We start from the raw sequence: 26,126 nt of genomic DNA on the forward strand, positions 1-26,126 counted from the left end.
AGCGCCTAGACGCCCTCAGGCGTCTTGCCTGGGGTAACGTTTGAGGGCGTTGCGGAAGGTGGACATCACCTCGCCGGGGCGGCTCATGCTCACACCCAGGTCTTTCACCAGCCCGTCTTTGAGGCCATAACACCAGCCGTGCACGGTGACATTCTGGCCACGCGCCCAGGCGTCCTGCAACACGTTGGTCCAGGCCACGTTGCCCACCTGCTCGATGACGTTCATCTCGCACAACACGTCTTCCTGCACCGCCTCGGGCAGGTGATCCAGGCGTTTGCGGTGGCGCATTTTCACGTCGTAGACGTGGCGCAACCAGTTGTCCGCCAGGCCAACGCGCATGCCACGCAACGTGGCCAACACGCCACCACAGCCATAGTGGCCCACCACCAGGATGTGTTCGACCTTGAGGTACTCCACCGCGAACTGGATGACCGACAGCGCGTTGAGGTCGGAGTGCACCACCACATTGGCGACGTTGCGGTGCACGAACACCTCGCCCGGCTCCAGCCCGGTGATCTGGTTGGCCGGCACGCGGCTGTCGGAGCAACCGATCCACAGGTACTTGGGGCTTTGCTGCTGCGCGAGCTGGGTGAAATAGCCCGGGCGGGTGCGCTCGGTCTCGGCCGCCCAGCGGCGGTTGTTGTCGATGAGGGTTTGGATGGACGAGGTCATGCGCCGATGTTACCGAGGCGATTTGACAGTCACATCGTTTCGGCAAACAACTCGCGACCGATCAGCATGCGGCGGATTTCGCTCGTACCGGCACCGATCTCGTACAGCTTGGCATCGCGCCACAGGCGGCCCAGCGGGTATTCGTTGATGTAGCCGTTGCCGCCAAACAGCTGGATGCCGTTGCCCGCCATCTTGGTGGCCTCTTCGGCGCACCACAGGATGACCGAGGCGCAGTCCTTGCGCACCTGGCGCACGTGTTCGACGCCCAGACTGTCCAGGTTCTTGCCGATCTGGTAGCAGAAGGCGCGGCCGGCCTGCAGCACGGTGTACATGTCGGCCACCTTGCCCTGCACCAGTTGGAACTCACCGATGCTCTGGCCAAACTGCTTGCGGTCGTGGATGTAGGGCACCACGTTGTCCATGACGGCCTGCATGATGCCGATGGGACCGGCGGCCAGCACGGCGCGTTCGTAGTCCAGGCCACTCATCAGCACCTTGGCGCCCATGTTGAGACCGCCCAGGATGTTCTCGGCCGGCACCTCCACGTTCTGGAACACCATCTCGCCGGTGTGGCTGCCGCGCATGCCCAGCTTGTCCAGCTTCTGGGCGGTGAAAAAGCCCTTCATGCCCTTCTCGACGATGAAGGCGGTGACGCCGCGTGCGCCCATCTCGGGTTCGGTCTTGGCGTAAACCACCATGGTGTCGGCATCGGGGCCGTTGGTGATCCACATCTTGCTGCCGTTGAGCAGGTAGTAGCCGCCCTTGTCTTCGGCCTTGAGCTTCATGCTGATGACATCGGAGCCGGCGCCCGGCTCGCTCATGGCCAGCGCGCCCACGTGTTCGCCGCTGATCAGCTTGGGCAGATATTTCTGTTTCTGCGCGTCGTTGCCGTTGCGCTTGATCTGGTTGACGCACAGGTTGGAGTGCGCGCCATAGCTCAGGCCCACGCTGGCCGAGGCGCGCGAGATTTCCTCCATGGCGATCATGTGCGCCAGGTAGCCCATGTTGGCGCCGCCGTACTGCTCGGGCACGGTGATGCCCAACACACCCAGCTCGCCCATCTTGGGCCACAGGTCCATGGGGAATTGGTCGTTGCGGTCGATCTCGGCCGCGCGCGGGGCGATCTCGGCTTGGGCAAAGTCGCGCACCGCGTCACGCAAGGCATCGATGTCTTCACCGAGTTGGAAATTCAGGCCAGGCAGGTTCATGTTCGTGTCTCCAGACAATCAGGATTGGATGTTCTCGCGGCCGGTCACGGCCATCAAGGTGCAGCCCATGGTGGCCGCCAGCTTTTCACGGCCGCCATCGATGGCGTAAAAGTGCCCCTCGCACACGGTGATGGTGCGCCCCGGTTTGACCACCGTGCCGACGGCACGGAAATGTTGCCCCTTGGCAGGTGCCAGCAGGTTGATCTTGAACTCGATGGTGAGCACCGCCGCGTCAGCCGGCATGAGGCTGAAGCCAGCATAGCCACAAGCGGAATCGAGCGCGGTGGACACCAGGCCGGCGTGGATGAAGCCGTGCTGCTGTGTCAGCCCTTGCGCCCAGTCGAAGGCGATGACCACCCGCCCTGGCTCCACTGCCTCCAGGCGTGCGCCCAGGGTGTCCATGGCCCCCTGGCGGGCAAAACTGCCCCGGACGCGGTCGGCAAATTCGGGCACGGCGGGCACAAAGGTGGGCTGGGTCATGCAAGCACTGGCAATTGACGTTTACGTAAACGTCAATTATGACCCAGCCCAACCCAGGCTGCCAACTGGGGTTTGCCACAAGCCCGTCGGCGCACGGGGTTACGCCCGCCCGGCTACGATGCCGGTTCTGTCACTTTCACCTTTGAACCGTTCGCACATGAAGCTCTATTACTCGCCCGGCGCCTGCTCCCTGGCCAGCCACATCGCCATCGAAGAAGCCGGCTTGGCCTATGAAGGCATTCCGGCACCCACCAAAACGCACCAGCTGCCCGACGGCACCGATTACTACACCATCAACCCGCTGGGCTATGTGCCGCTGCTGCAACTGGACGACGGCACCAAGCTGACCGAAGGTCCGGCCATCATGCAGTTCATCGCCGACCAGGCCCCCGCCAAACAGCTGGCGCCCACCAACGGCACCGTGGCGCGCTACCAGCTGCAGGCTTGGCTCAACCTGATTGCCACCGAAGTGCACAAGGGTGGCTTCAGCCCCTTGTTCAACCCCGCCACGCCCGCCGAGGTGAAGGCCGCCACCACCGAACGCCTGCAAGGCCGCTTGAAGTGGATCAACAGCCAACTCGAAGGCAAGTCGTTTTTGATGGGTGAACAGTTCACCGTGGCCGACGGCTACCTGTTTGTGGTGTGTTCCTGGGCACCTCGTGTGGGAGTGGATTTGTCGGCCCACACGAACATCCATGCCTTCTCGGCCCGGGTCGCCGCACGCCCCGGTGTGCAGGCCGCGATGCGCGCCGAAGGCCTGCTGGGCTGACCGCCCGGCTCAAGCCTTTTCGGTTTTTTCCGTCTTTTCGACCTTGGACAGGAGGCTGCGCGCCTCCTTTTCGTGCACCTTGACTTCGTCGAGGTTGGCCTGCAGGTCGGCCAGCTGGTCTTCGATCTGCTGGCGGTGCGCGGCCAGCACCTGCAAAAACTTGCGCAACTGCGGCCCCGTGTCGCGCGGGCTGTCGTACATCTCGATGATGTCCTTGGCCTCGGTGAGCGAAAAACCCAGACGTTTGGCGCGCAGTGTGAGTTTGAGGCGGGTGCGGTCACGCGACGAATACACCCGGTTGCGCCCGCCGGGGCCTCCGCGCTGCGGCTGCAGCAGGCCCATGTCTTCGTAGAAACGAATCGCGCGGGTCGTGAGGTCGAACTCCCGCGCCAGGTCGCTGATGGTGTAGGTCGGGTTCGTGGCCATGGGTGGGTTTTACTTTGACGTTTACGTTAACGTCAAGTGGCGCATCTTAACGCCATGCCCCACCGTAGGCCTGAAGGTCAGATTTCGATTTTGGAGCCGAGCTCGATGACGGCGTTGCTGGGCAGATTCAAAAAGTCCGCTGCCGCGCCCGCGTTGCGGTGCATCTGTGCGAACAGCTTTTCGCGCCAGGGCGCCATGCCACTGCCCAGCGAGGGGATGACCGTGTCGCGCGACAGGAAGTAGCTGGTCGTCATGGCCTCCAGCTCACAGCCACGGCCACGCAGCAACTGCAAGGCCTTGGGCACGTCCGGGTCGTTCTTGAAACCGTAGTGGATCACCACCTGCCAGCAGTCGTGGCCCAGCGGCTCCACCTCCAGCCGCTTGTCCAGGCCAATCCAGGGCACCTCGTGGTTGCGCACGGTCACGAACAGGTTTTGCTCGTGCAGCACCTTGTTGTGCTTGAGGTTGTGCAGCAAAGCGTTGGGCACCGCCCCCTTCTCGGCGGTCAAGAACACCGCCGTGCCCGCCACCCGCAGCGGCGGGCTCACGAACACCGCCTCCAGGAAACTCGACAGGTCGATGGCCTCGGCCATGTGGGCCTCGGTCAACAAAGCCCGCCCTTGTTTCCAGGTCATCATCAGAGCGAACACCACACCGCCAATCATGAGCGGGAACCAGCCGCCGGCAAACAGCTTGAGCAGGTTGGACGAGAAGAACAGGATGTCCACCACAAAAAACCAGCCGGTGGCGGCCAGGCACAACCAGAGCGGGTACTTCCAGCCGTAGCGGATGACAAAGAAGGTCAGCACGGTGGTGATCAACATGTCCAACGTGACCGCGATGCCATAGGCCGCCGCCAGGTTGCTGGACGACTTGAACATGACCACGGCCAACACGATGGCGGTAAACAGGCCCCAGTTGACAAAGGGGATGTAGATCTGACCCGTGTCACGCACGCTGGTGTGTTGAATGCCCAGGCGCGGCAGGTAGCCCATCTGAATGGCTTGTTTGGTGACGCTGAAGGCCCCCGAAATCAGGGCCTGTGACGCGATCACCGTGGCCATGGTGGCCAGGCCCACCAGGGGCAGCAACAACCAGTCGGGTGCCATGTTGAAGAAGGGGTTCTTGACCGCCTCGGGGTCTTCCAGCAACAAGGCGCCCTGGCCAAAGTAGTTGAGCGTGAGGCAAGGCATGACCACGGAAAACCAAGCCAGCCGAATGGGCTTTTTGCCGAAGTGCCCCATGTCGGCGTAAAGCGCCTCGCCACCCGTCACACACAACACCACCGCGCCCAGGATGATGAAAGTGGTGCCCGGCTGCTGCCACATGAAACGCAGGGCGTGGTGTGGGCTCAGCGCCGCGAGGATTTCAGGGTGGCCCACGATGTGCGAGACGCCCAGCGCCGCGATGGTGAAGAACCACACCAGGGTGATGGGGCCAAAAAATTTGCCGATGCCGCCGGTGCCGCGTTTTTGCACCGCAAACAGCACAAACAGCACCACCAGGGTGATGGGCACGACGTATTGCCGGAAGGCCGGCGACACCACTTCCAGCCCCTCCACCGCCGACAGCACCGAAATGGCGGGCGTGATGACGCCATCGCCATAAAACAGCGAGGTACCAAAGATGCCGATGACCAGCAACACGCGGCGAAGTTCGGGTTTGTCTTTGACGGCCTGCGAGGCCAGCGCCAGCATGGCGATCAGGCCGCCCTCGCCCGCGTTGTCGGCCCGCAGCACCAGCACCACGTACTTGAGCGAGACGATGACGGTCAGCGTCCAGAACAGGATGGACAACACCCCGTACACGTTGTCGTGGGTGAAGGGCACATGCCCGGAGCCGAAGACTTCCTTGACGGCGTACAGCACGCTGGTGCCGATGTCGCCATAGACCACGCCGATGGCGCCCAGGGTGAGCGCCGCGAGTGAGGATTTGGATGCAGCCACAAAAAACCGGCACCGGCTCAATGCCGCTGCTGCGCTGTTGCAAGGTGGCCGATTCTGCGCCTGCGGCCCCACACTGCCAACCGGGTATGGCGTCTAAACCACACCCGTGTGACCGCGCATGTTGCGCTGCAACAACTTTCAGTCGTAGGTCTCGGCGTCCGGGTCGGTGGCTTCGAGTTCGTAGCTGGCCGCCAGCATGGCCAGGCGACCGATCACACCGTACATGTAGAAGCGGTTGGGCGCGCTGGCGCCGGGTTTCTGACCAGGCTGGGGCATGATGGCGCTTTTCTCGAAAGCCAGGGGCACAAATCGGGCGCCCGGCGCGCTCAGGCTTTCCTCTTCGCCGCGCTCGGCGTGCACGCGGTAGAAGCCGCCCACCACATAGCGGTCCATCATGTAGACCACCGGCTCGGCCACGGCGTCATTGATGCGCTCGTGGGTCAACACCCCTTCCTGGATGATCACATCGGGTGCCACGGTCGCCCCACCGGCAGCCACCATGGCCTTCTGGGTCTTGGCCACCAACACGTCGAGGTCTTTCACGTCGCGCACCGACAGCAGGCCAAAACCGGGGTGGCTGTCATCGGCCTTGACCACCACAAACGGCTTCTCATTGATGCCGTATTCCTTGTACTTGCGGCGCACCTTGGTCAGCAGCGCGTCCACGTTGCTGCGCAGGCACTCCAGGCCGGTGCCCTGCGCAAAATCCACCTCGCCACACTGGTTGTAGAGCGGGTTGATCAGCCACGGATCCATGCCCAGCAGCTTGCCGAAGCGCTTGGACACCTCTTCGTAGGCCTTGAAGTGCTGGCTCTTGCGCCGGGTGGCCCAGCCCGCGTGCAGCGGCGGCAGCAGGTACTGCTCGTGCAGGTCTTCCAAAATGCCGGGCACGCCGGCACGCAGGTCGTTGTTGAGCAGGATGGTGCAGGGGTCGAAGTTTTTCAGGCCCAGGCGGCGCTTGCTGCGGATCAACGGCTCCAGCGTCACCTTGTCGCCACCCGGCAGCTCGATGGTGGTGGGGTCCTTGATATCGTTGGACAGCGAGCCCAGGCGCACGTTGAGGCCGGCCATGTAGAACAGCCGCTGCAGTTGCGCGAGGTTGCTCAGGTAGGAGATATCGCGCCGGTTCTCAGGCACCAGCAGCAGGTTCTTGGCCTCGGGGCAAATCTTTTCGATGGCAGCCATGGCGGCCTGCACCGCCAGTGGCAGCATCTCGGGCGTGAGGTGGTTCCAGCCGCCGGGGTAGAGGTTGGTGTCCACCGGCGCCAACTTGAAGCCCGCGTTGCGCACGTCCACCGAGCTGTAGAAAGGCGGCGTGTGCTCCATCCACTCCAGGCGGAACCAGCGTTCGATCACCGGCGTGGATTCGAGGATGCGCTGCTCCAGCTCGTTGATGGGGCCAGTGAGTGCGGTGACGAGGTGGGGGACCATGGGTGGCCTTCTGAGGGGGAGGGTTTAACAATTCTAGAAGCCGCAGCACATGGGGGCGAAAGCGCCCATCGCAAGGGCGACCGGCGTCGCCGCAGCGACTCGGATATAAACAACAGCTTATGAATAAAAATCTCTGGCTGCTGGCCGCCGCCCAAGGCCTGTTCCTGACCAACAACGTGGTCTTCATCGCCATCAACGGCCTGGTGGGCCTGGCGCTGGCGCCACTGGGTTGGATGGCCACACTGCCGGTGATGGGCTATGTGGTGGGCGGCGCCATCTCCACCGGGCTGGTGGCCAAGACGCAGGCGAAGTGGGGACGCAAGGTATCGTTCCAGCTCGGGCTGGTGGTGGCCTTCACCTCTGCGTTGTTGTGCGCCTGGGCCGTCACACACACGCAATTCTGGCTGCTGGTGGCCAGCACCATGTTCGCGGGCTACTACAGCGCCAATGGGCAGCTGTACCGTTTTGCCGCCGCCGAGCTGGCCAGCGCCAACTTTCGCGAAAAGGCGGTGTCGCTGGTGATGGCCGGCGGCCTGATTGGCGCCGTGGTGGGCCCCAACCTGGCCAGTCGCACCCAAGACCTGACGGCGGTGCCGTTTGCCGGCGCCTACCTGTCGCTGGCGGTGGTGGCCATCGTGTCGATGGGGCTGATGGCCGTCATCGAATTCCCTCCCGTGCCGCCCAAGGTGGCCGGCGCAGACCAGGGCCGCCCCCTGGGCGAGATCATGCGCCAACCGGTGTTCATCGTGGCCGCCGTGGGTGCGGCCCTGGGCTACGGGGTGATGAACCTGCTGATGGCGGCCACGCCCCTGGCCATGCAGGTGTGTGGTTACGCCTTCAAAGACGCGGCGCTGGTGCTGGAGTGGCATGTGATCGGCATGTTTGCGCCGGGTTTTTTCACCGGCCACCTGATCAAACGGTTTGGCACCTTGCCCATCATGGGTGTGGGTGTGCTGCTCAATGCGCTGTGTATTGCGATTGCGTTGTCGGGCGTGGACCTGCACCAGTTCCTGATCGCGCTGTTTCTGCTGGGAGTGGGTTGGAATTTCCTGTTCACCGGCAGCACCACCCTGGCCATGACCGCCTACCGGCCGGAGGAAAAAGACCGTGCGCAAGCGGCCATCAATTTCTGCGTGTTCGCCACCATGGCCTTCACTTCGTTTGCGTCGGGGGCGCTGGTCACCACACAAGGCTGGCAGTGGCTGAACCTGGGCTCGCTGGTGCCGGTGGCACTCACGGCCGTGGCCTTGTTGTGGCTGGCTTCGGTGCGGCGGCGGGAGGTGCGGGCGGCGGTTTGATTGGCTGCTCGCGCGTCACTTGCTTTGCTGGCCCGAGGACATGGGGCACCTGGCTCCGCGGCTGTCCTCCAAACCGGCTTCGCCGGTTTTCCCCCTTTATGCCGCTGCGCCAGGCACCCCATGCCCTCAGGCAACCACCGTGTTGGCACACCACCGTGGGCGCTCCCACATCGTTGCAGATCGGGGTGGTGGGGCGTTCTGCAGAGCGAGGTAAAGGAGGAGCCGGCGCAGCCGGCGGAGGACACGAGCGGCGCAGAGCGCCCCACCGCCCCGATCTCACCCACATCAGGCCGACGCAACCACCCGCTCCCGCATCCACCGCGCCATGTCCTCCGCCGGCATGGGCCGCGCGATGCCATAGCCCTGCAGGTAGGTGCATCCCTCCTGGCACAGGAAGCTGCGCTGGTCTTCGTCTTCCACACCCTCAGCCGTCACATCCATGCCCAGAGTGCTCGCCAGCCCGATCACGCCTTTCACGATCGCACGGTCGTCGGCATCGGTGGCGATGTCGCGCACAAACGAGCGGTCGATCTTGAGCTGATGCGGCCGCAAACGCTTGAGGTAGGCCAGGCTGGAATAACCGGTACCGAAGTCATCGATGGCCAGGCGCACGCCCAGCTCCACCAGCCGGTCGATGATGCGCAGCGAGGTGTCGCTGTCGGCCATGAGCGCGCTTTCGGTCAGCTCCACCTCCACCTCCTGCGGCGCGATGTCGTGACGCATCATGGCGTCGCGCAGGCTGTCCACCAGGCGGTGGTCGCGAAACTCCAGCGCCGACACGTTGATGGCCATCACACCCGGACGCAGGCCCTCGGCTTTCCAGCGCGCCAACTGGGCGCAAGCTTCATCGCGCACCCACAGGCCCATCTCGGCGATCAACCCCGACTCTTCCGCCATGGTGATGAACTCGCCCGGCGCGAGCAACCCCCGCGCGGGATGGTGCCAGCGCAGCAAGGCTTCGCAGCCGACCATGTGGCCGTGCTGCGCGTGCACCTGCGGCTGGTAGTGCAGCACAAACTCACGCCGCTCGATGGCTTCGCTGAGCTGCTGCTCCAGGGCCACGCTGGCCTGGCGGCGGGTGTTGAATTCGGGCAGGAAAAAGCTGTAGCGCGCTCGGCCCAGGGACTTGGCCTGGTACATGGCCACATCGGCGTGTTTGACCAGGGTTTCGAAGTCGCTGGCGTCGTCCGGAAACATGGCAATGCCTATGCTGCCCGACACCCGCGCCGGCGTGTTGCCCAACAACACCGGCCGAGCCAATGCGTGCAGCAGGCGTTCGCTCAGTGTGGCCAACTCCTGCCAATCAACCACCTGACGGGCCAACACCATGAACTCGTCGCCACTCTGGCGGCAGGCCACGTCGGCCTCGCGCAAGGTGCTGCGCAGGCGGTGCGCCACTTCGATCAAGAGCTGGTCGCCCATGGCGTGTCCCAGCGCATCGTTGATGGTCTTGAAACGGTCCAGGTCCACGAACAGCAAGCCAAAGCGCCCGCCAGCCCGCTGCGCCTGGCCGATGTCATGTTCCACCAGCTCACGGAAGAGGTTGCGGTTGGGCAGACCGGTGAGGGCGTCGTACAAGGCCATGTGCTGCAGCTGACGATTTTTCTCTTCGAGCGCGCCAAAACTGTCCTGCAACTGCTGCTGCACCTCAAACATGAGGCGACCGAGTTGCCCCAGTTCGTCCAGGCGGCGCCGCTCCGTCCTGGCTGAAGGTTCGGCGCCATGTGCAACCATGGCACTGGCCAGCGCTTTGAGGCGTTCGACCGGCCGCGCCACACGGCGGGTCAGGAACACGCTGAGCACCAGCAACGAAGCACACATTTGCAGCAGCACCAGGGCCACCAGTTGCCATTGCCCCTGCCGCACCGCCGGGGACTGGAGGCGGGTGTCGAACCACACCTGCAGCGAGCCGAGCAGCAGGCCCTCGCGGAAGATGTCCTCGCGCCGCACCACCACACCGTCCACCGCCTCACCACGCTGCAAGCGCGCCAGCATGGTGGGCGAACCCATCTCGATGGCCTGGGCATCGGGCCGTTCCTCGCGCACCCGCACCCCCACCACCGCCGGGTTGTCGAGCAGGCGGCGCATGGCGGCCTCGATGGCGTGCATGTCGATGGCCCACATCGGGTCGCCCAGCGAGGCAGCCCCGACCACCATGACGGACTGCATGGCCTCGGCCAATAACGTCTGCTGCTGGGTTTGGGCAATGCGCTGGCCCACCACCAGCAGCAACAGGGCCGGGGTGACCAGGGTCACACCCAGCACCCACAGCAGGCTGGCGCGCAGGCTCAGGCCGGCCCACCACTGCTGAAGGCGTCCCCAGGGAGCGGGCGTCTGCGGTGCGGCAGGCGAATCGTCTGGTGGCGGCACAGGCGCGGACATGGCTCAGCGCGGCGCCAGGCGCTCCAGCCCACGGTCGATGCGGCGCAGCAGATCGGTGCCCACACTGAAGTTGCAGTACAGATGGCGATCCAACCCGGGGCCAATGTCGGAAAAACGCACCAGGCGCAGCTGGTCGGATGCGGCGAGGCCAATCAGCAACTGCCCTTCCTCTGGCGCCACCAGCAACAGGTCGGCACGCCTGGCCAACAACATGCGCACCAGCTGCAAGGGCTCGCTGCCCGTGCTGGCCCGCCGGCCAGGCAGCTGGGTCAACCAGCGGTCGATGTCAGCGCCGTACGAATAACCCTCTTTCGTCAAAACGGTGAACTGCGGCGAGGCCAGCGTGGCCTGCAAGGACTGGCCATCGGCCAAGGTCGCATCGGTGCGCACCAGCCCACCCATGGGCAGATCGCGGTACAGCGGGCGGCTGAACAGCCCAAGTTTTTCGCGCTCCGGATTCCGAAACCAGCCCAGCGCACACACGGGCTCCTGCCCGGACTGCACCAGCAGCAACTGCCGCTGGCTGGGCGTCAGCTCCCAGCGCGCCACAATCCCCGCGCGCGCCAGCGCCTGCTGGACCGGCGTGGCCACCAGGCCCTCCACCGTTGTGTCGGACTTGAGGGTGGTGTAAGGGGGGCGCTCCTGGTAGAGCAGACGCAGCGGCTGGCCTTGCGTGCCCAGGGCGGGCGCGGCGCCAGCCAGGCCGGTCACGCCGGCACAAACCAGCGCGAAACAGGCATGCAACAGCCGCAACTTGGGGGACGCCATGAATCCATTGTGCACGGCTCAAAAACCCTGGTCCAGCCAGTGTTCAAGGGTCTCGAAAACCGGGTCGGCATCGCGCTCGTTGAAGAGCTCGTGGTACAGCCCATCGAAGCAACGGCTGTGCACCACCTCGGGGGGCGCCGCCGCTGCAAATTGGCGGCTGCCACGCGGATGCACCAGGGCATCGGCGCCCGCGTACATCAGGAGCGTGGGCAAGGTCCAGCGCGGCGCGGCAGCCACGGTGAACGCACTTTCGCGCTCAATGAAGCGCGCCAGCCGGGCGCTGATGCGGTCGTGGTTGCGCGTGTCCGCCAGGTAGGCCGGTGCCACCGCCGGATCGTGGGACAGCTGTGTCGCATCCAGCCCATTGCCCACCGACAGGTTGGGCGCCAGCCGGTACAGCACCGCAATCAACGCCTTTTGCCAACCCGAGAGGCCCGGGTCCAGCGCGGGAGACGACAACACCAGGCCTTCCACCGGCCGCAGGCGTTCGGCCACAAACCGCGCCGCCACCAGCCCGCCCATGCTGTGGCCCAGCAGCACCATGGGGCAAGCCCAAGGGTTGCAGAGGTTCTCACGCGTGTCGTCCACCACCTCGGCCAGGTCGGCCAACAGCGCGTGATCGGCGGGCAACACGCCCCGCGCGCCACCCGATTCACCATGGCCCCGCTGATCGTAGGCCCGCACCTGAAATCCCCAGGCATTGAGGCGCCGGGCCACGTGGTCGTAGCGCCAGGCGTGTTCTCCCAGGCCATGCACGATGAGCACCACCGCGCGCGGCCGCTGGGCCGGGTGCAGCGGCCAGTCGTAGACCGCGAGGTTTTCGCCGTCGCGCAGGGTGAATGGGGCCTGGGTGGTGGACACCATCCGGCGCTCAGGGCATGCGGGCAATCACCTGCGCCACGGCGGCGGTGAGGCGGCGCGCGTAGTCGAGGTGCAAAAACTCGTTGGGTCCGTGGGCGTTGCTCTTGGGGCCAAGCACACCACACACCATCATCTGCGCGGTGGGGAAACCCTGGCTGAGCATGTTCATCAGCGGGATGGTGCCGCCCTGACCGATGGTGCCGTAACCGGCGCCATAGGCGGCCTGCGAGGCGTCGCGCAAGGCTTGGTCGAACCAGGGCGTGATGGCCGGGGCATTCCATCCGGTGGCACCACCTTCGGTCTCGAAGGTCACCTTCGCTTGGTAGGGCGCGTTGTCTTCCAGCAAGGCCTTGAGCTGCTGCACGGCCGTGGGCGCATCCACCAGCGGCGGCAGGCGCAGGCTGAGCTTGAAGGCGGTGTAGGGACGCAACACATTGCCAGCGTTTTTCAGTTCGGGGAAGCCATCGGCCCCCGTGACCGACAACGTGGGCCGCCAGGTGCGGTTGAGCAGCGCCTCCACCGGGTCGGTGGTGGTGGGGAGGGCAAACACGCTGGAGCCACCGCAGTCGTGGTGCGCCCAGGGGAAACGTTTGTAGACCTCTTCGCCCAGGATGGCGGCGGTGGCGCGGGCCTGTTCCACACGTTCGGCCGGCACCTCGCAATGGAAAATGTCGGGCAGCAGGCGGCCGGTGGCGCTGTCCTCCAGGCGGTCCAGCACCTGGCGCATGATGCGAAAGCTCGACGGCACCAGGCCCGAGGCGTCGCCCGAGTGGATGCCTTCGGTCAGCACCTGCACCTTGAGCACGCCGCTGGCCATGCCACGCAGGCTGGTGGTGAGCCACAGCTGGTCGTAGTTGCCGGCGCCGCTGTCCAGGCAGATCACCAGGCCCACGTCACCCAGGCGCGGGCGCAACGCGTCCACGTAAGGCAGCAGGTCGTGCGAACCACTTTCCTCACAGGTCTCGATCAGCCCCACGATGCGCGGGTGGGCCACGCCCTGGGCCTTCAAGGCCTGCACCGCGGCAATGCTGGCGTAGACCGCGTAACCGTCGTCGGCACCGCCGCGGCCGTACAACTTGCCGTCATCGATCTTGGGTGTCCACGGGCCCAGGTCGCTGCGCCAGCCGTTGAATTCGGGTTGTTTGTCGAGGTGACCGTACATCAGCACCGACTGGCCCGACGTGGGCGCGGGCGTGCCGTCCTTGCCAGCGCTGGCGGGCAACTCGAAAAACATCACCGGCGTGCGGTCCTGGCCGTGCGCGTTTTTCAGCCGCACGATCTCCAGCGTCAAGCCTTCGACCTTTTGCGCGCGCACCCAGTCGGCGGCGCGCTGCAACACACGCTCGAGGTGGCCGTTGGCCGCCCAGTCGGCATCAAACGACGGGGACTTGGCGGGGATCTCGATGTAAGACTTGAGCTCGGGCACGATGCGCTGCGTCCAGCTGTCGCTGACGTGGGACAACAAGGCATCGGTGTCGGCGCTGGACAGGGGCACACGTGCGTTCATGGCGGTCTCCAAAAAGGGCGGGGCGCACAGGGCGCAAAAAGACATTATTCCAAAGGCCCGGGCCGTCCGAACAGGTAGCCTTGGAAGGCCTTGCAACCCATGAGCTGCAGGAACTGGCGCTGCCCCTCGGTCTCCACACCTTCGGCCACCACGTCCAGGTCCAGGCTTTGTGCCAGTTGCAGAATGGTGCGGGCGATGGCCGCGTCGTTCGGGTCGGTGAGCAGGTCGCGCACAAAACTCTGATCGATCTTGAGCTGTGACAGCGGCAGGCGCTTGAGGTAGCTCAGTGACGAATAGCCGGTGCCGAAGTCATCCAGCGCAAAACAGATGCCGCGCTCGGCCAACTGCTGCATTTTGAGGATGGTTTCCTCGATGTCGTGCAGCAGCAGGCTTTCGGTGAGTTCGAGCTTGAGCCGCTGCGGCGGCGCCCCGGTGGACGCCAGCAGCCCCAGCACCTCGGGCACGAATTCGGCGTGGCGCAGTTGGCGTGCGCTGAGGTTGACGGCCAGTGTGAGGCCCTGCTTGTCCGGGTCGTGTGACCAGGCCGCGAGTTGCTCGCACGCGGTGCGCAACACCCAGCCACCGATGGGCAGGATCAAACCGGTCTGCTCGGCCACCGGGATGAATTCGGCCGGAGACACCATGCCACGTTGTGGGTGTTTCCAGCGCACCAACGCCTCATAGCCCGTCACCCGCCGCTCGGTGTTGACCACCGGCTGGTAGAACAGCACCAGCGCCTCCTCGGCCAGCGCCTGTCGCAGGTCGCGCTCCAGGGCCGAGCGCGCCATCACCACGGCCTGCATGTTGGGGTCAAAAAACCGCACCGTGTTGCGCCCGGCCGACTTGGACTGGTACATCGCCAGATCGGCGCGCTTGAGGATGTCTTCGACACGTTCGTCGTGGTCGCGAAACAGCGTCAGGCCGATGCTGGGCGTGTTGTGGTGCAAAGCGCCCGACAGGCGGTAGGGCTCGTTGAGCGCGCTCAGGATTTTCTGACCCACGTTGTTGGCGTACAGCGCGGCCACATCGGCCTCGGTGCCCAGCTGTTCAAACAACACCACAAACTCGTCGCCGCCCAGGCGCGCCACGGTGTCTTCCTCGCGCACCACCTGCTGCAAGCGCTGCCCCACCTGCTGCAACAGTTGGTCACCCGTGTCGTGGCCCAGGGTGTCGTTGAGGTCCTTGAAGTTGTCGAGGTCGATGAAACACACCGCCGCCCATTGCCCGTTGCGCACGCTGGCCGCCTGGGCCTGCTCCAGCCGGTCCTGAAACAGGCGGCGATTGCACAGGTGGGTGAGGGGGTCGTAGAAGGCCAGCCGCTCGATCTGGGCCTCGGCCAGCTTGCGTTCGGTGATGTCGCGGGCCACGCCCAGCACACCAAACGCCTGCCCGCCGTGGTCGTGCACCGCGCGTTTGACCACTTCGAGCACACGGCGCTGACCGTCCATCAGCGCCTCCTCCTCGTACACCAGCGATTCGCCCGTGCGCAGCGCGCGCTCGTCGCTTTCGCGGTAGCCCTGGGCCTGCGCCGGCGGCACCAGCTCCGCTTCCGTCTTGCCCAGCATCTGGTCAACGGCGCGGCCGTACATGCGCGCCTTGACCGGGTTGGCCAGCACGTAGCGGCCTTCCGCGTCCTTGAGCCAGACGCTGTCGGGAATGGCTTCGAAGAAGGCGCTCAGCCGGGCTTCGCTGCGCTCCAACCGCAGTTCAAGCTGCTTGCGTGCGGTGATGTCGGTCAGGGTGCCGGCCAGGCGCACGGCCCGGCCCTGTTCGTCGCGCGACACGTAGCCACGGTCCAGCACCGTGATCTCGTGGCCTTGCTTGTGCAGCATGCGGAACTCCAGCTCGAAGCTGGTGCTGCTGTCGGCCAGCACGGCGTCGAACTCGGCGCTCACGCGCAGGCTGTCCAGCGGGTGGGTGAGGGTCAGCCAGAGTTTGGGTGTGGCCGGCAGCTCATCGGGCTCGTAGCCCAGCATGGCCCACCAGCGCTGCGAGAAATACACCTCGCGGGTCACCAGGTTCCAGTCCCAGGCGCCGTCGTTTGAACCTTGCAGCACCAGGTTGAGCCGCTCCTCGCTTTGCTTGAGTGCCCGTTGGGTGGCCACGTAATCGGTCACGTCGGCGTAGGTGCGCACCCAGCCGCCCGAGGGCAGCGTGCTGGTCTTGACCTCCAGCACGCGGTTGCCAGGCGCCTCGCGCAGGTACTGGCCCGGCGTGACCAGGTAGCGCCCACCCACCGTGTAACCGTAAGCGCTGGACACATCCTTGCGGCTCATGCCCGCCGGGAAGGCCCCTTGGGCGAACTGGTAATCGACGATCTCGTCCAGCGTGGGCTGCCGCGACATGAGCGACGCGGGCAAGTCCATCATCTGCAAGAAGCGCTCGTTGTAGAACACCGCCCGCCCGTTGGCCTCGTACATGACCACACCCTGGCTGAGGCTGGACAGCGTCACTTCCAGCAAGTCGGTGCGACCGGTCAGCAGCGCATTGGCGTCGCGCAGTTGGCGCGCGGTCGTGACCCGCTCGGTGATGTTGCGCGCCAGCAGGATGAAGCGCTCGTCCGGGCTGCTTTGCGCCCCGTGGCCGCCCTTGAGCGAGACCGACAGCTCGAACCATTGCGGGCCATGCCCGGGAATGTCCAGCGCGTACTCGCGCGCGGCCACCACCTCGTGCGCAGCGGCCTTTGCGAGTGCATCGAGCACCACCCGGGCGGCATCGGGCGGCAACACCTCGCTCACAGGGCGGTTCAGTTGCTCGGCCACCGGCACCACCAGCATGCTTTCGTCCGGCGCATGGATGGACAGGTAGCGGCCCTCGCGGTCCATCTCGATCAGGATGTCGGGAATGGCCTGCAGAATGGCCTGTTGCTGCGCCAGCAGCTGGTTCATCGCATCGCGGCTGCGGCGCTGTTCGGTGATGTCGTTGGTGAAGCCGTACCACAGCACCGCCCCGTCGGTCTGGCGTTCGGGGCGGCCCCGTGTGGTGTGCCAACGTTCGCCGGCCACCGGCAGCAGCACGCGGTACTCCACTTCCCACGCACTGAGTGCGTCGGCGGAGGCCAGTGCCGAGGCCCGCACCACGGCGCGGTCGTCCGGGTGAATGCGGGCATACAACACGTTGGCATTGCCCTGAATCTGGCGCGAGCTGAGTTCAAACACCTCCAGCGCGCCGTCGCTGATGAAGGGGAAACTGAACCCGCCGTCGGCCCCCATGCGCATCTGGTAGACCATGCCCGGCACGTTGTGGGTGAGCCGCTGGCTGAAAGCCAGGCGGTCCAGCGTGTCGCGTTCGGCGGCCTTGCGTTTCGTGATGTCGCGCCCCACGCCCCGGTAGCCACGGAACACCCCGTTGGCGTCAAAAATGGGCGCCCCACTGACGGCAATCCAGTAGTCGCGCCCGTCCGGCCAGCGGCGCAACACCTCAAAACGCCGAAACTCCTCGCGCCGCTCCAGCAGGGCGCGAAACGCTGCCCACTCGGCTTCGCTCAGGTTGTGGTTGGGCAGCTCCCACAATGTCTTGCCTTCGTAGGCCTCGGGGTACCACTGCTGAACCGAACGGCCTTCAATGCGGGTGTAGCGGTACTGTTCGTCCTGCTCCCAGTACCAGTCGGTGGAGAGCTGGGTGAGGCTGCGAAAGCGGGCCTCGCTTTCACGCAATGCCTCCTGCGCACTCAGGTGTTCGGTGAGGTCGGCGTAGGTGCGCACCCAACCGCCACCGTCCAGCATGCGGGTGTGGATCTGCAGGATTTGCCCATCGGGCGTTTTGCGCACAAACACATGCTCGCGTGTGGCGCTGTGGCCTTGCTCGCACAACTCGCGCATGACGCGGTCGTCGCTGAGCTCCAGCGGTGTCACGTCGCCCCGCTGCTGCTGGTAGGCCCGCACCTGCAGCGCCGTGGGCCGCGCCTGCATCAAGGCTTCGGGCAGTTTCAACAGCTCCAGAAAACGGCGGTTGTAGAAGCTCACCGTGCCATCGGCGTCCACCTTGACCACCCCGAGCGGCACGTTTTCCAACGCCACGCGGAGCAACTCGTTGGCCTTTTGCAGCGCGTCCTCCGCATGTTTGCGCGCGCCGATGTACGAGCCCACACCTCGGTAGCCGCGAAAGTGCCCCTGGGTGTCGAACATGGGCTCGCCGCTGATGGCCACCCACTCGCCGCCGCCGTCGGCGTGCACCCGCTGCACCTCCAGGTTGCGAAACGGCCGGTGCGCTTCCAGATCGGCGCGGTGCGTCGCCCAAGCGGCAGCGTCCATGTTCAGAGCGGGCAGTTCCCAAGGCCGTCGGCCCAGGCTGCGGGCGTGCACAAACCGCTCTGGCAGGTTGCCGTCGAACCGTGTGAACCGAAAGTTTTCGTCGCTTTCCCAGTACCAGTCGGACGACAGTTCGGTCAGGCCACGAAAACGCTCTTCGCTGTCGCGCAGCGCGGCGTCGATTTCCACCCGGTCGGTGATGTCGCGGTGCAAGGAAAGGAAGTGGGTCACCTGCCCACGCGCATCGGCGATGGGCACCACTTCGACATCGACACAATACGGCCGCCCCGTGCGGGTGTGGTAGGTGATGTCCACCCGGACCGCCTGGCGCTGCGCCAAGGCGCGTCGGATGCGGGCCACCGCGTCGGGGTCGGTGCGCGCGCCGTGCAAAACCCTAGGCGAATGCCCCACCAGCTCATCGATGGCGAAGCCGGTGTGGCGGACAAAGGCCTGGTTGACAAAAACAATGCGGCTTTCGCCACCTTCGTGAGGCCCCGATTCGGTGACCATCACCATCTCGCTGATCTGATCCAGCCCCCTGCCCAACCCGTACATGAAACGTCTGGGCAAATTGCCCAAAGCGCTCTGGGCAGCACCCGACACCGGCGCGCCCTCCGAAGGCAATGCGCTGGGGTGTCCGGGTGGCGGCAGCCTCATGTCGGTGGTACGGGCCGGTGGAGCCTGGTCACCGGCTGGTTCAGAAGGTTTCCCAATCGCCCTCGTCGCCCGAGGCCGGTTTGGCCGCTCGCACCGGCGCTTGACGGGTCAGCAGTGGCGCCGCAGGCGCTGCTGCCGGTGCTGCAGCAGCGGCCGGGCGGGCCGCAATGCCCTTGGCCGGTGCCGCCGCCTTGGGTGGTGATAGCTTGCTGGGTGCGGCAGACGGCCGAGGCGCTGGCGCACGCGGGCTGGGCGCACGGGGTGCGGGCGCACGGGTTGCGGCCAGCATGGGCGCCGCGCCTTCGTTGAGCTTGAAGCTGGCCACCACCTCGGTCAGGCGTGCCGCCTGCTCGCGCAGACTCTCGGCAGCGGCGGAGCTTTGCTCCACCAAGGCCGCGTTCTGCTGGGTCATCTGATCGAGCTGGTTGACGGCCACATTGATCTGGCCGATGCCATCGCTCTGCTCGCTGGACGCGGCTGTGATCTCGCCGATGATGTCGCTGACCCGCTGCACACTTTGCACGATCTCCTGCATGGTGCTGCCGGCCGTCTGCACCAGCGCGCTGCCTTCGCCCACTTTTTGCACGCTGGAGCCGATCAGGTCCTTGATTTCCTTGGCCGCCTGCGCGCTGCGCTGGGCCAGGTTGCGCACCTCGCCGGCCACCACCGCAAAACCCCGGCCTTGCTCGCCCGCGCGGGCCGCTTCCACCGCCGCGTTGAGCGCCAGGATGTTGGTCTGGAAGGCGATGCCGTCGATGACACCAATGATGTCGGCGATTTTTTTGCTGCTGTGGCTGATGTCGTCCATGGTGGTGACCACCTGCCCCACCACGGCGCCGCCTTTTTGCGCCACCTGGGCAGCGGTGCTGGCCAACTGGTTGGCCTGGCGCGCGGCGTCGGCGCTCTGGCGCACGGTGGCGGTCAGCTCTTCCATGCTGCTGGCGGTTTCCTCCAGGTTGCTCGCGGCCTGTTCGGTGCGGCCGCTCAGGTCCTGGTTGCCACTGGCAATTTCGGCGCTGGCCGTGCCTATGCTGTCGGCGCTTTGGCGAATCTGCGACACCGAACGCACCAAGGCCTCGCGCATCTCGCCCAGCGCGCGCAGCATGTCCCCCAGCTCGTCGCGGCGGTCGGTGCTCACACTCGCGGTGAGGTCACCCCCCGCAATCTGGCGCGTCACCGCCACGGCGCGCGTGACAGGCTGGGTCACGCTGCGGGTGATCAGGTAGGCGAACAGCAGCCCCGACACCACCGCCAGCGCGGCCATCGTCGCCAGCAGAATCATGGCGTTTTTGAGGCCTGCGGCCAACTGCGTGTCAGCGGCGGTGGTCACACGCTCACCGAATTTGAGCAGCTCCATCATGGCGGCCAGGTAACTTTCGGAGGCCGGCAACACCTTCTCGGTGAGCATGGCGTCGGCGTTGGGGTCGCCGTTCTTGAGGGCAGTGAAATAGCCACCGCGCAGCGACACGTATTCGCTGCGCCGCTTGCCAATGGTTTCCAGCAAGGCCTTGCCTTCGCCTTGGGGCAGGGCCGCCTCCAACGTCTTCTGCAGTTCGTTGATGCGTTGGGTGGTCTGGGTGATCAGCGGGGAGAAGTGCGCATCCACCGCCGGATCGTTGCGCGACTTGGCCAGCGCCAGCGCGCGGTTGATGTTCAGGCGCGTGCTGGCCACCCACTCCTGCGCCACCCCCACCAACTGGGCTCGTTGTTTGGCCTGCTGCAGGTTGGCCTGCGTGCTCTGGATGCTGTAAATGCCAATGCCGGCCAGCAGTACCGCCAGCAGCATCACCATGCCAAAACCCAGGCCCAGCCGGGCGGCAATTTTCATGTTGTCGAGTTTCATGGTGTGCCCTCGTTTGTCTCGTGTCGTTTTGGTTGCGCCCCACCTTGCGGGGCTTGGGAGTTCTCAGGCCCTGAGGCGGAACACCGCCACCACCTCACTCAGGCGCTGTGCCTGCTCGCGCAGGCTGTCGGCGGCGGCCGCACTCTGCTCCACCAGCGCGGCGTTCTGCTGGGTGCCCTGGTCCAGCTGGGCGATGGCGGCGTTGATCTGCGCGATGCCTTCGGACTGCTCGTTGGCCGATGCCGTGACCGCACCGATGAAGCTGGAGATCTTCTGCGCGTTGGCCACGATATCGCCAATGGTGGTGCCGGCCTGGTGCACCTGGGCGGTGCCCACCTCGACCTTGTCCACGCTGTTGCCAATGAGGGTCTTGATTTCGCGCGCGGCCTGGGCGCTGCGTTGGGCCAGGGTGCGCACCTCGCCGGCCACCACCGCAAAACCCCGGCCTTGTTCACCGGCACGTGCCGCTTCCACCGCCGCGTTCAAGGCCAGGATGTTGGTCTGGAAGGCGATGCCGTCGATGACCCCGATGATGTCGTTGATCTTGCGGCTGCTGGTGTGGATTTCTTCCATGGTGCTGACCACCTGCGCCACCATCTGGCCGCCCTGCTCGGCCACGGTGGCGTTGCTGGTCGCCATGTCGCTGGCCTGGCGCGCGGCCTCGGCCGACTGCGCGACGCTGGACGTGAGCTCTTCCATGCTGGACGCGGTTTCCTCCAGGTTGCTCGCCGCCTGCTCGGTGCGGTGGCTCAGGTCCTGGTTGCCGCTGGCAATTTCGGCACTGGCGGTGCCCAGACTGTCGGTGGCGCTGCGCACCTCGCCCACGATGCGGGCAATAGACGCCTGCATGTCGCCCAGTGCGCCCAACAAATCGGTCAGCTCATCCTGCCCCGAGCGGTCGGCCTGCTGGGTCAGGTCGCCGGCCGCCACCGACTGGGCAAAACGCTGTGCCTGCTCCAGGGGGGCACAAATGCTGTGCATGTTGGCCAAGGTGGTGGGCACGACCACCAAGGCGGCCACCGCCAGTGCCACACCAAACACCAGCAGGGTCTGGGTGCTGGCCGACACACCGTGTTCCGCCACTTCCTTGGCCTCGTCGTTGAGCACGGCCTCCAGCTCCACCATCACCGCGTCCACCTGCTCGAACGAGGCGTGCGCGGCCCGCAACACGGTGTTGGCCACCGTGGCCGAGTCGTAGTCGCCATTGGCCAGGGCTTTGGACACCGGCTCCACGGCCTTGTAATACACCGCCAGCAATTCGGACATTTTGCGCAGCTTGGCGTTGTCCTCGTCTTCTTCACCCACCAGCATGGCTTTGATCTGTGTGTCCAGCTTCTGGCGCGCGGTGTCCCACTCGGCTTTGGCTTTCTGGATGTTCGCCGGCTTCTCGTAGTTGACGATCATGTCGCGCTCGTAACGACGCAACTGCCCCAACGCGACATGGATTTGTGTCAGCGCCACGGTTTCCGCGAACACATGTTCGGAAAACTCGTGGTTCAAGTTCTGCAGGCGCTGCATGCCCCACACGCCGGCGCCCCCCACCATCAGCAGCAGGCACAGCACCACCCCAATGGCGGAAATCATGCGAAGGCGAATCGAAAATCGCCGCATCAAAGTCATCAAACCCATGTGTCGTCTCCATCGGAGGCAGGCAGGCGCCAACGCCCCGGCCCGCGCCGGCCTTCGGTGGCCCCGGCGTCACAGACGCTGGCGCCCCAAAGCCCTGGTTTCAGGCGATTGCGCTGTCAATCAGCCCCATGTCGGCGCTGCTCATCAGGGACTCGATGTCCATCAGAATCAGCATGCGTTCGCCCACGCTGGCAATGCCGGTGATGAAGGTGGTGTCCACCGTGGTGCTCATCTCGGGCGCCTGGTTGATCTGGTCCTTGGCCAACTCCAGCACGTCCGACACCGAATCGACCACCGCACCGACCACCCGGCCTTTGACGTTGAGCACGATGACCACGGTGAAACCGTTGTATTCGACCGATTCACAACCGAGCTTGATCCGCAAATCCACCACCGGCACGATAACGCCGCGCAGGTTGACCACCCCTTTGATGAAGTGGGGCGAGTTGGCGATGCGGGTGGGCTCTTCGTAGGAACGGATTTCCTGCACACGCAGGATGTCGATGCCGTACTCCTCGGCACCCAGCCGGAACGTCAGGTACTCCGAAGTGACTTTGTGGCCACCCGCGTCGTCTGCGCTGGCCCGACCACGCGCGCCTGCCATGCCCATTCCCTGTGTTTGTGTGTTCATGCGAACTCCTCGTCTCGTGGTGTGAATGTCAGTCGACCGTCTTCGACCCCAAACTCAGGCCTTGAGCCTCTCGCAAGCCCTTGTTTCTGTCAAGACAGGGCACCATTGTGGGCCAGCTTGGGGCGACTTTTGCATTCTTTGAAAATTCTTGCGCCGCATTTCGCACAAATATCACCATCCAACCGGGGCACGATGGCCGCGATGGCGGCCCCCTTGTCGGGGAACAGGTGGTCTGCGCCCAAGGCCTGGTCAAACCCGGTGCGCCGCCAGATGGCGATGACCTCGGGCCGTGGCCGGTGGAAGTACACATCACCGCCCATGGCACGGCGCGCCTTCAGCTCTTCTGCCCACAGCTCGGCCCCGGCCAGATCGATGAAGTTCATGCTTTTGGACATCACCAGCAGGTGACGGGGTGCGCCCGGGGCTTGCCGCAACGCGTGCAAGGTGTCGGCCACGTGCTGCAGCGCACCAAAATACACCTCCCCTTCCATGCGCAACAGCTTGAGTTGCGGGCACTCGGGCAAAGCGCCGGGGGTGCTGTCCACCACCACAAACGGCCGCTGCGCGGTCGGCAGTTCGGGGGAGGTGTCGAACCCCATGCTGCGCATGGCCGGCTTGGAGGTGCGGTACAAAAACACCATCAGCGACAACAGCGTGCCCAGCACAATGGCCATTTCCAGCCGCAGCGTGACGGTGGCCACCAGCGTGGCGCCGGCAATCCAGAAATCGCGCCGGCTCACGCGCCACAACTCGCGCCAACGCGCCACATCGAACAAGCTCCAGGCCACCAGCATCAGCAAGGCGGCGATGGCTGCCATGGGGATGCGCGCCAGCCAGCCTGAAACCGCGCCGACCAGCACCAGCATGAACACCCCGGCAAACACCGCCGCCAGCGGCGTGCGGGCGCCGGCCTGCAGGTTGGGCACCGAGCGGTTGAGCGAGCCACACGACACATAACAAGAGAAGAACGAACCCACCACGTTGGCCAGGCCCTGGCCCATGAACTCGCGGTTGGCGTCGATGCGCTGGCCGCTGCGCGCGGCCACCGCCTTGGCAATGGAGATGGTCTGCCCCAGCGCCACGATGGTCATGGCCAGCGCCAGGCTCAGCAGTTCAGGCAGGCGCGCCCAGTCGAGCTGGGGCAGGCTGGGCTGCGGCCACGGGGAGGGCATGGCGCCCACTTGCTTCAGCACCGCCGCACCCGGCGTGGCCTGCTGCGACAGCAGCACCGCCAGCACCGTGCCCGCCACCAGCGCCAGCAACATGCTGGGCGAACGAGGCCAGCGCCACCGCAAGCCCCAGGCCAATGCCAGTGTGCACACCGCCACGGTGGGCGCCGCCCAGCCCACATCGCCCAGGTGCGTCAACACAAACGACAACACCGCTGGCGCACCACGCACGCTGGCGGCGTCCAGGCCCAGGGCATCGACCAGCGCGTAGACCGCGATCAACAGCGCCGCGCCGGCCGTGAAGCCAAACAAGGCCGTGGGCGAAATGAAATTGGCCAGCGCACCCAGGCGCAGCGCGCCGATCAGCCACTGCATGAGCCCCACCAGCAGGGTCACGGCCAAGGCCAGCTGCACAAAGGCGGCGCTGCCGGTCAGGGCCAGGGGCGCCAGCATGCTCAGCAGCGCCAGCGACAAGGCGTTGGTGGGCCCAGACACCACATGCCAGCTGGAGCCAAACAGCGCCGCCACGATGGTGGGCACGATGGCCGAATAAATGCCCATTTCGATGGGCAGGCCGGCGAGCGTCGCAAAGGCAATGCCCTGGGGCAACGCCAACACGGTGCCCAGCAGCCCCGCCAGCACGTCAGCGCGCAGGGTGGCGGGGGAGAGTTGCAACACCCAGGCGCCGAACACGCGGGCAGCCCAGGTCGCAGGCGGAGAGGTTGGGGTCAACATGCTGGCCCGAGCATATATCGGCAACGGCCCGCCCCCGCCTGCCCAGCACGTCCGGCGAATGGCGCTGGCGTCCGGCTTGCCCTTTTGTGATACTCGGACGATGTCATCCCCTTCTGCCCTCGACCGCCTGCGGCGCTGGATTTCCGGCCGTCCCCCGCCAAACACGGCCGGCCCCCAAGCGGCAGGCACTGGCAACGCCGGCCCCCATGCCAGTGGCTTGCGCCAGCAACGGGCGGGCCGGCGTGAGCAGCTGTTCGCGCTGGTGCGCGAGAACATGATCCGCATGGGGGTGCTCAGCAGCCACTACAAGTTCAAGGTGCTGACGCTGGACCCAGCGGGCGAGCAGTTCATCGTCATGGTGGACTGGCAACCCGGAGCGCTGGGGGCCGACCCGGTGTTCGAAAAACAGTTCGAGGCTGGGCTGCAGCTCCTGCTGACGGAGCGCAAGCAAGGCTTCAAGGTGAAGGCGGTGTACTGGCGCGGCCACGTTGAGGCGGGCGTGACCGCCGCCGCCCTGTCGCCCCCCCGCACCGCGCGCCTCACCCCCGCCTCTGTGCCCACACCTGCCGTCGCACCAAAGGACGCCCAGGCGACACACCACGAGGAGCAGGTGTCTGACGACGAACTGATGGCCTTGCAGGCCGCTTTGCGTCAGGCGGGCGCCAGCACGCCGCCAACGCCCCCCTCACGTGCCACACGCCCCGCCGCCCTGACGCCCTTGCCGGACACCCCGGACTTCGAACCCACCATCAACACCGAGGGCCACGCCGGGACCGAATTTGGCGCCCTCAGCGAAACGCAGTACGGCAAGCTGAACTGAGGCTCAAGCCCTGGCCCTCAGTGCCCGGTGAAGTCCACCAGGGTGAACAGCGACAGGCCGCTGTCCGTCAGGCGCTGGGAGCCGCCCAGCTCGGGCAGGTCGACAATGGCAGCCCCCTCAACGACCTGGGCGCCCAACTTTTCAAGCAGCTTGCGCCCCGCCATCATGGTGCCACCGGTGGCGATCAGGTCGTCGATCAGCAACACGCGGTCGCCGGCTTTTACCGCGTCGGTGTGCAGTTCCACCGTGGCGCTGCCGTATTCCAGTTCGTAGGTTTCTTCCACCGTGGTGAACGGCAGCTTGCCTTTCTTTCGGATGGGCACGAAGCCCACGCCCAGCTCGTAGGCCAGCACCGAGCCGATGATGAAACCGCGCGCGTCCAGACCCGCCACCACGTCGGGGCGCAGGGCCGGATCCATGTAGCGGTGCACAAAGGTGTCGATCAACACACGGAACACCTTGGGGTCCTGCAGCAGCGGCGTGATGTCGCGGAACTGCACGCCGGGGGCCGGCCAGTCGGGCACGGTGCGGATGTGGGAGCGGAGGTAGGCGGAGGTGTCCATGGCGGCATTATCGGCGCCGCGCTGTGTGTGACGGCCAACAAAAAGCCCGGCACCAAGACCGGGCCGGGCTCAACCAGGCAA

The 26,126-nt window shown here is 65.6% G+C and carries 19 protein-coding genes and 1 pseudogene; 3 read left to right on the plus strand and 17 right to left on the minus strand.

Annotation, left to right across the window (positions count from 1 at the left end; translation table 11 throughout):
* Positions 1-15: 15 nt before the first annotated feature.
* From can to ACFQU0_RS14900, 3 genes are read right to left on the minus strand one after another with little or no spacing between them, the layout of a single operon-like run.
* Entirely contained in the window at positions 16-672 is a 657-nt protein-coding gene (gene can, locus ACFQU0_RS14890; protein ID WP_382202120.1) for a carbonate dehydratase, read from the minus strand.
* A 29-nt stretch (positions 673-701) separates the two neighbouring features.
* Positions 702-1,880: an isovaleryl-CoA dehydrogenase gene (locus ACFQU0_RS14895; RefSeq protein ID WP_382202122.1), complete on the minus strand. Its 1,179-nt coding sequence runs from the start codon at positions 1,878-1,880 to the stop codon at positions 702-704.
* 18 nt (positions 1,881-1,898) lie between these two features.
* Entirely contained in the window at positions 1,899-2,360 is a 462-nt protein-coding gene (locus ACFQU0_RS14900; RefSeq protein WP_382202124.1) for a PaaI family thioesterase, read from the minus strand.
* A 157-nt stretch (positions 2,361-2,517) separates the two neighbouring features.
* Between ACFQU0_RS14900 and gstA the strand changes: the two genes are divergently transcribed.
* The gene (gene gstA, locus ACFQU0_RS14905; protein ID WP_382202126.1) at positions 2,518-3,129 is read left to right on the plus strand and encodes a glutathione transferase GstA; all 612 of its coding nucleotides are present in this window, start codon (positions 2,518-2,520) and stop codon (positions 3,127-3,129) included.
* A gap of 9 nt (positions 3,130-3,138) precedes the next feature.
* Here the strand turns inward: gstA and ACFQU0_RS14910 are convergent, their stop codons facing one another.
* From ACFQU0_RS14910 to gshA, 3 genes are all read right to left on the minus strand, one after another.
* A complete protein-coding gene (locus ACFQU0_RS14910; protein WP_382202128.1) occupies positions 3,139-3,555 on the minus strand; it encodes a MerR family transcriptional regulator in 417 nt (138 codons plus the stop codon).
* Positions 3,556-3,632: 77 nt separating this feature from the next.
* A complete protein-coding gene (locus ACFQU0_RS14915) occupies positions 3,633-5,501 on the minus strand; it encodes a potassium transporter Kup (RefSeq protein ID WP_382202130.1) in 1,869 nt (622 codons plus the stop codon).
* Positions 5,502-5,639: 138 nt separating this feature from the next.
* Complete coding sequence (gshA, locus tag ACFQU0_RS14920; protein ID WP_382202132.1) at positions 5,640-6,932, minus strand: glutamate--cysteine ligase; 1,293 nt, start codon at positions 6,930-6,932, stop codon at positions 5,640-5,642.
* Positions 6,933-7,051: 119 nt separating this feature from the next.
* On the opposite strand from gshA, the gene ACFQU0_RS14925 reads away from it, so the two are divergent.
* Complete coding sequence (locus ACFQU0_RS14925; protein WP_382202134.1) at positions 7,052-8,230, plus strand: MFS transporter; 1,179 nt, start codon at positions 7,052-7,054, stop codon at positions 8,228-8,230.
* Positions 8,231-8,515: 285 nt separating this feature from the next.
* Here ACFQU0_RS14925 and ACFQU0_RS14930 read toward each other — a convergent pair whose 3' ends face one another.
* The 10 genes and pseudogenes from ACFQU0_RS14930 to ACFQU0_RS14970 all read right to left on the minus strand — a co-directional run bounded on the left by ACFQU0_RS14930 (position 8,516) and on the right by ACFQU0_RS14970 (position 24,662).
* Positions 8,516-10,612 (minus strand): putative bifunctional diguanylate cyclase/phosphodiesterase, encoded by a 2,097-nt coding sequence (locus tag ACFQU0_RS14930; protein ID WP_382202135.1) that lies wholly within the window; start codon positions 10,610-10,612, stop codon positions 8,516-8,518.
* A 3-nt stretch (positions 10,613-10,615) separates the two neighbouring features.
* Entirely contained in the window at positions 10,616-11,380 is a 765-nt protein-coding gene (locus ACFQU0_RS14935) for a transporter substrate-binding domain-containing protein (RefSeq protein ID WP_382202137.1), read from the minus strand.
* 18 nt (positions 11,381-11,398) lie between these two features.
* Complete coding sequence (locus tag ACFQU0_RS14940) at positions 11,399-12,244, minus strand: alpha/beta hydrolase (RefSeq protein ID WP_382202139.1); 846 nt, start codon at positions 12,242-12,244, stop codon at positions 11,399-11,401.
* Between the two features lie 7 nt (positions 12,245-12,251).
* Entirely contained in the window at positions 12,252-13,748 is a 1,497-nt protein-coding gene (locus tag ACFQU0_RS14945; RefSeq protein WP_382202141.1) for a M20 family metallopeptidase, read from the minus strand.
* Positions 13,749-13,792: 44 nt separating this feature from the next.
* Positions 13,793-15,865 (minus strand): putative bifunctional diguanylate cyclase/phosphodiesterase, encoded by a 2,073-nt coding sequence (locus tag ACFQU0_RS21875; protein ID WP_465262194.1) that lies wholly within the window; start codon positions 15,863-15,865, stop codon positions 13,793-13,795.
* Positions 15,854-18,655: pseudogene (locus ACFQU0_RS21880) on the minus strand (PAS-domain containing protein); the annotation flags it as partial. The pseudogene ACFQU0_RS21880 and the gene ACFQU0_RS21875, both read right to left, overlap by 12 nt.
* A 40-nt stretch (positions 18,656-18,695) precedes the next feature.
* The gene (locus ACFQU0_RS14955; RefSeq protein ID WP_382202144.1) at positions 18,696-20,498 is read right to left on the minus strand and encodes a methyl-accepting chemotaxis protein; all 1,803 of its coding nucleotides are present in this window, start codon (positions 20,496-20,498) and stop codon (positions 18,696-18,698) included.
* 63 nt (positions 20,499-20,561) lie between these two features.
* The gene (locus tag ACFQU0_RS14960; RefSeq protein WP_382202146.1) at positions 20,562-22,127 is read right to left on the minus strand and encodes a methyl-accepting chemotaxis protein; all 1,566 of its coding nucleotides are present in this window, start codon (positions 22,125-22,127) and stop codon (positions 20,562-20,564) included.
* 100 nt (positions 22,128-22,227) lie between these two features.
* Positions 22,228-22,731 (minus strand): chemotaxis protein CheW, encoded by a 504-nt coding sequence (locus ACFQU0_RS14965; protein ID WP_382202316.1) that lies wholly within the window; start codon positions 22,729-22,731, stop codon positions 22,228-22,230.
* A 116-nt stretch (positions 22,732-22,847) separates the two neighbouring features.
* Positions 22,848-24,662 (minus strand): SulP family inorganic anion transporter, encoded by a 1,815-nt coding sequence (locus ACFQU0_RS14970; protein WP_382202148.1) that lies wholly within the window; start codon positions 24,660-24,662, stop codon positions 22,848-22,850.
* Between the two features lie 100 nt (positions 24,663-24,762).
* Between ACFQU0_RS14970 and ACFQU0_RS14975 the strand changes: the two genes are divergently transcribed.
* Positions 24,763-25,482: a hypothetical protein gene (locus ACFQU0_RS14975; RefSeq protein ID WP_382202150.1), complete on the plus strand. Its 720-nt coding sequence runs from the start codon at positions 24,763-24,765 to the stop codon at positions 25,480-25,482.
* Positions 25,483-25,499: 17 nt separating this feature from the next.
* Here ACFQU0_RS14975 and ACFQU0_RS14980 read toward each other — a convergent pair whose 3' ends face one another.
* Positions 25,500-26,045 (minus strand): adenine phosphoribosyltransferase, encoded by a 546-nt coding sequence (locus tag ACFQU0_RS14980; RefSeq protein ID WP_382202152.1) that lies wholly within the window; start codon positions 26,043-26,045, stop codon positions 25,500-25,502.
* Positions 26,046-26,126 lie beyond the last annotated feature (81 nt).

The sequence above is a fragment of the Hydrogenophaga defluvii genome (assembly GCF_042665235.1).
GTDB lineage: Bacteria > Pseudomonadota > Gammaproteobacteria > Burkholderiales > Burkholderiaceae_C > Hydrogenophaga > Hydrogenophaga defluvii_A.

Excerpts from the sequence above, each read along its gene's own strand:
- can (WP_382202120.1), bottom strand. The coding sequence starts at position 672 with ATGACCTCGTCCATCCAAACCCTCATCGACAACAACCGCCGCTGGGCG.
- ACFQU0_RS14895 (WP_382202122.1), bottom strand. The coding sequence starts at position 1,880 with ATGAACCTGCCTGGCCTGAATTTCCAACTCGGTGAAGACATCGATGCC.
- ACFQU0_RS14900 (WP_382202124.1), bottom strand. The coding sequence starts at position 2,360 with ATGACCCAGCCCACCTTTGTGCCCGCCGTGCCCGAATTTGCCGACCGC.
- gstA (WP_382202126.1), top strand. The coding sequence starts at position 2,518 with ATGAAGCTCTATTACTCGCCCGGCGCCTGCTCCCTGGCCAGCCACATC.
- ACFQU0_RS14910 (WP_382202128.1), bottom strand. The coding sequence starts at position 3,555 with ATGGCCACGAACCCGACCTACACCATCAGCGACCTGGCGCGGGAGTTC.
- gshA (WP_382202132.1), bottom strand. The coding sequence starts at position 6,932 with ATGGTCCCCCACCTCGTCACCGCACTCACTGGCCCCATCAACGAGCTG.
- ACFQU0_RS14925 (WP_382202134.1), top strand. The coding sequence starts at position 7,052 with ATGAATAAAAATCTCTGGCTGCTGGCCGCCGCCCAAGGCCTGTTCCTG.
- ACFQU0_RS14930 (WP_382202135.1), bottom strand. The coding sequence starts at position 10,612 with ATGTCCGCGCCTGTGCCGCCACCAGACGATTCGCCTGCCGCACCGCAG.
- ACFQU0_RS14935 (WP_382202137.1), bottom strand. The coding sequence starts at position 11,380 with ATGGCGTCCCCCAAGTTGCGGCTGTTGCATGCCTGTTTCGCGCTGGTT.
- ACFQU0_RS14940 (WP_382202139.1), bottom strand. The coding sequence starts at position 12,244 with ATGGTGTCCACCACCCAGGCCCCATTCACCCTGCGCGACGGCGAAAAC.
- ACFQU0_RS14945 (WP_382202141.1), bottom strand. The coding sequence starts at position 13,748 with ATGAACGCACGTGTGCCCCTGTCCAGCGCCGACACCGATGCCTTGTTG.
- ACFQU0_RS14955 (WP_382202144.1), bottom strand. The coding sequence starts at position 20,498 with ATGAAACTCGACAACATGAAAATTGCCGCCCGGCTGGGCCTGGGTTTT.
- ACFQU0_RS14960 (WP_382202146.1), bottom strand. The coding sequence starts at position 22,127 with ATGGGTTTGATGACTTTGATGCGGCGATTTTCGATTCGCCTTCGCATG.
- ACFQU0_RS14965 (WP_382202316.1), bottom strand. The coding sequence starts at position 22,731 with ATGGCAGGCGCGCGTGGTCGGGCCAGCGCAGACGACGCGGGTGGCCAC.
- ACFQU0_RS14970 (WP_382202148.1), bottom strand. The coding sequence starts at position 24,662 with ATGTTGACCCCAACCTCTCCGCCTGCGACCTGGGCTGCCCGCGTGTTC.
- ACFQU0_RS14975 (WP_382202150.1), top strand. The coding sequence starts at position 24,763 with ATGTCATCCCCTTCTGCCCTCGACCGCCTGCGGCGCTGGATTTCCGGC.
- ACFQU0_RS14980 (WP_382202152.1), bottom strand. The coding sequence starts at position 26,045 with ATGGACACCTCCGCCTACCTCCGCTCCCACATCCGCACCGTGCCCGAC.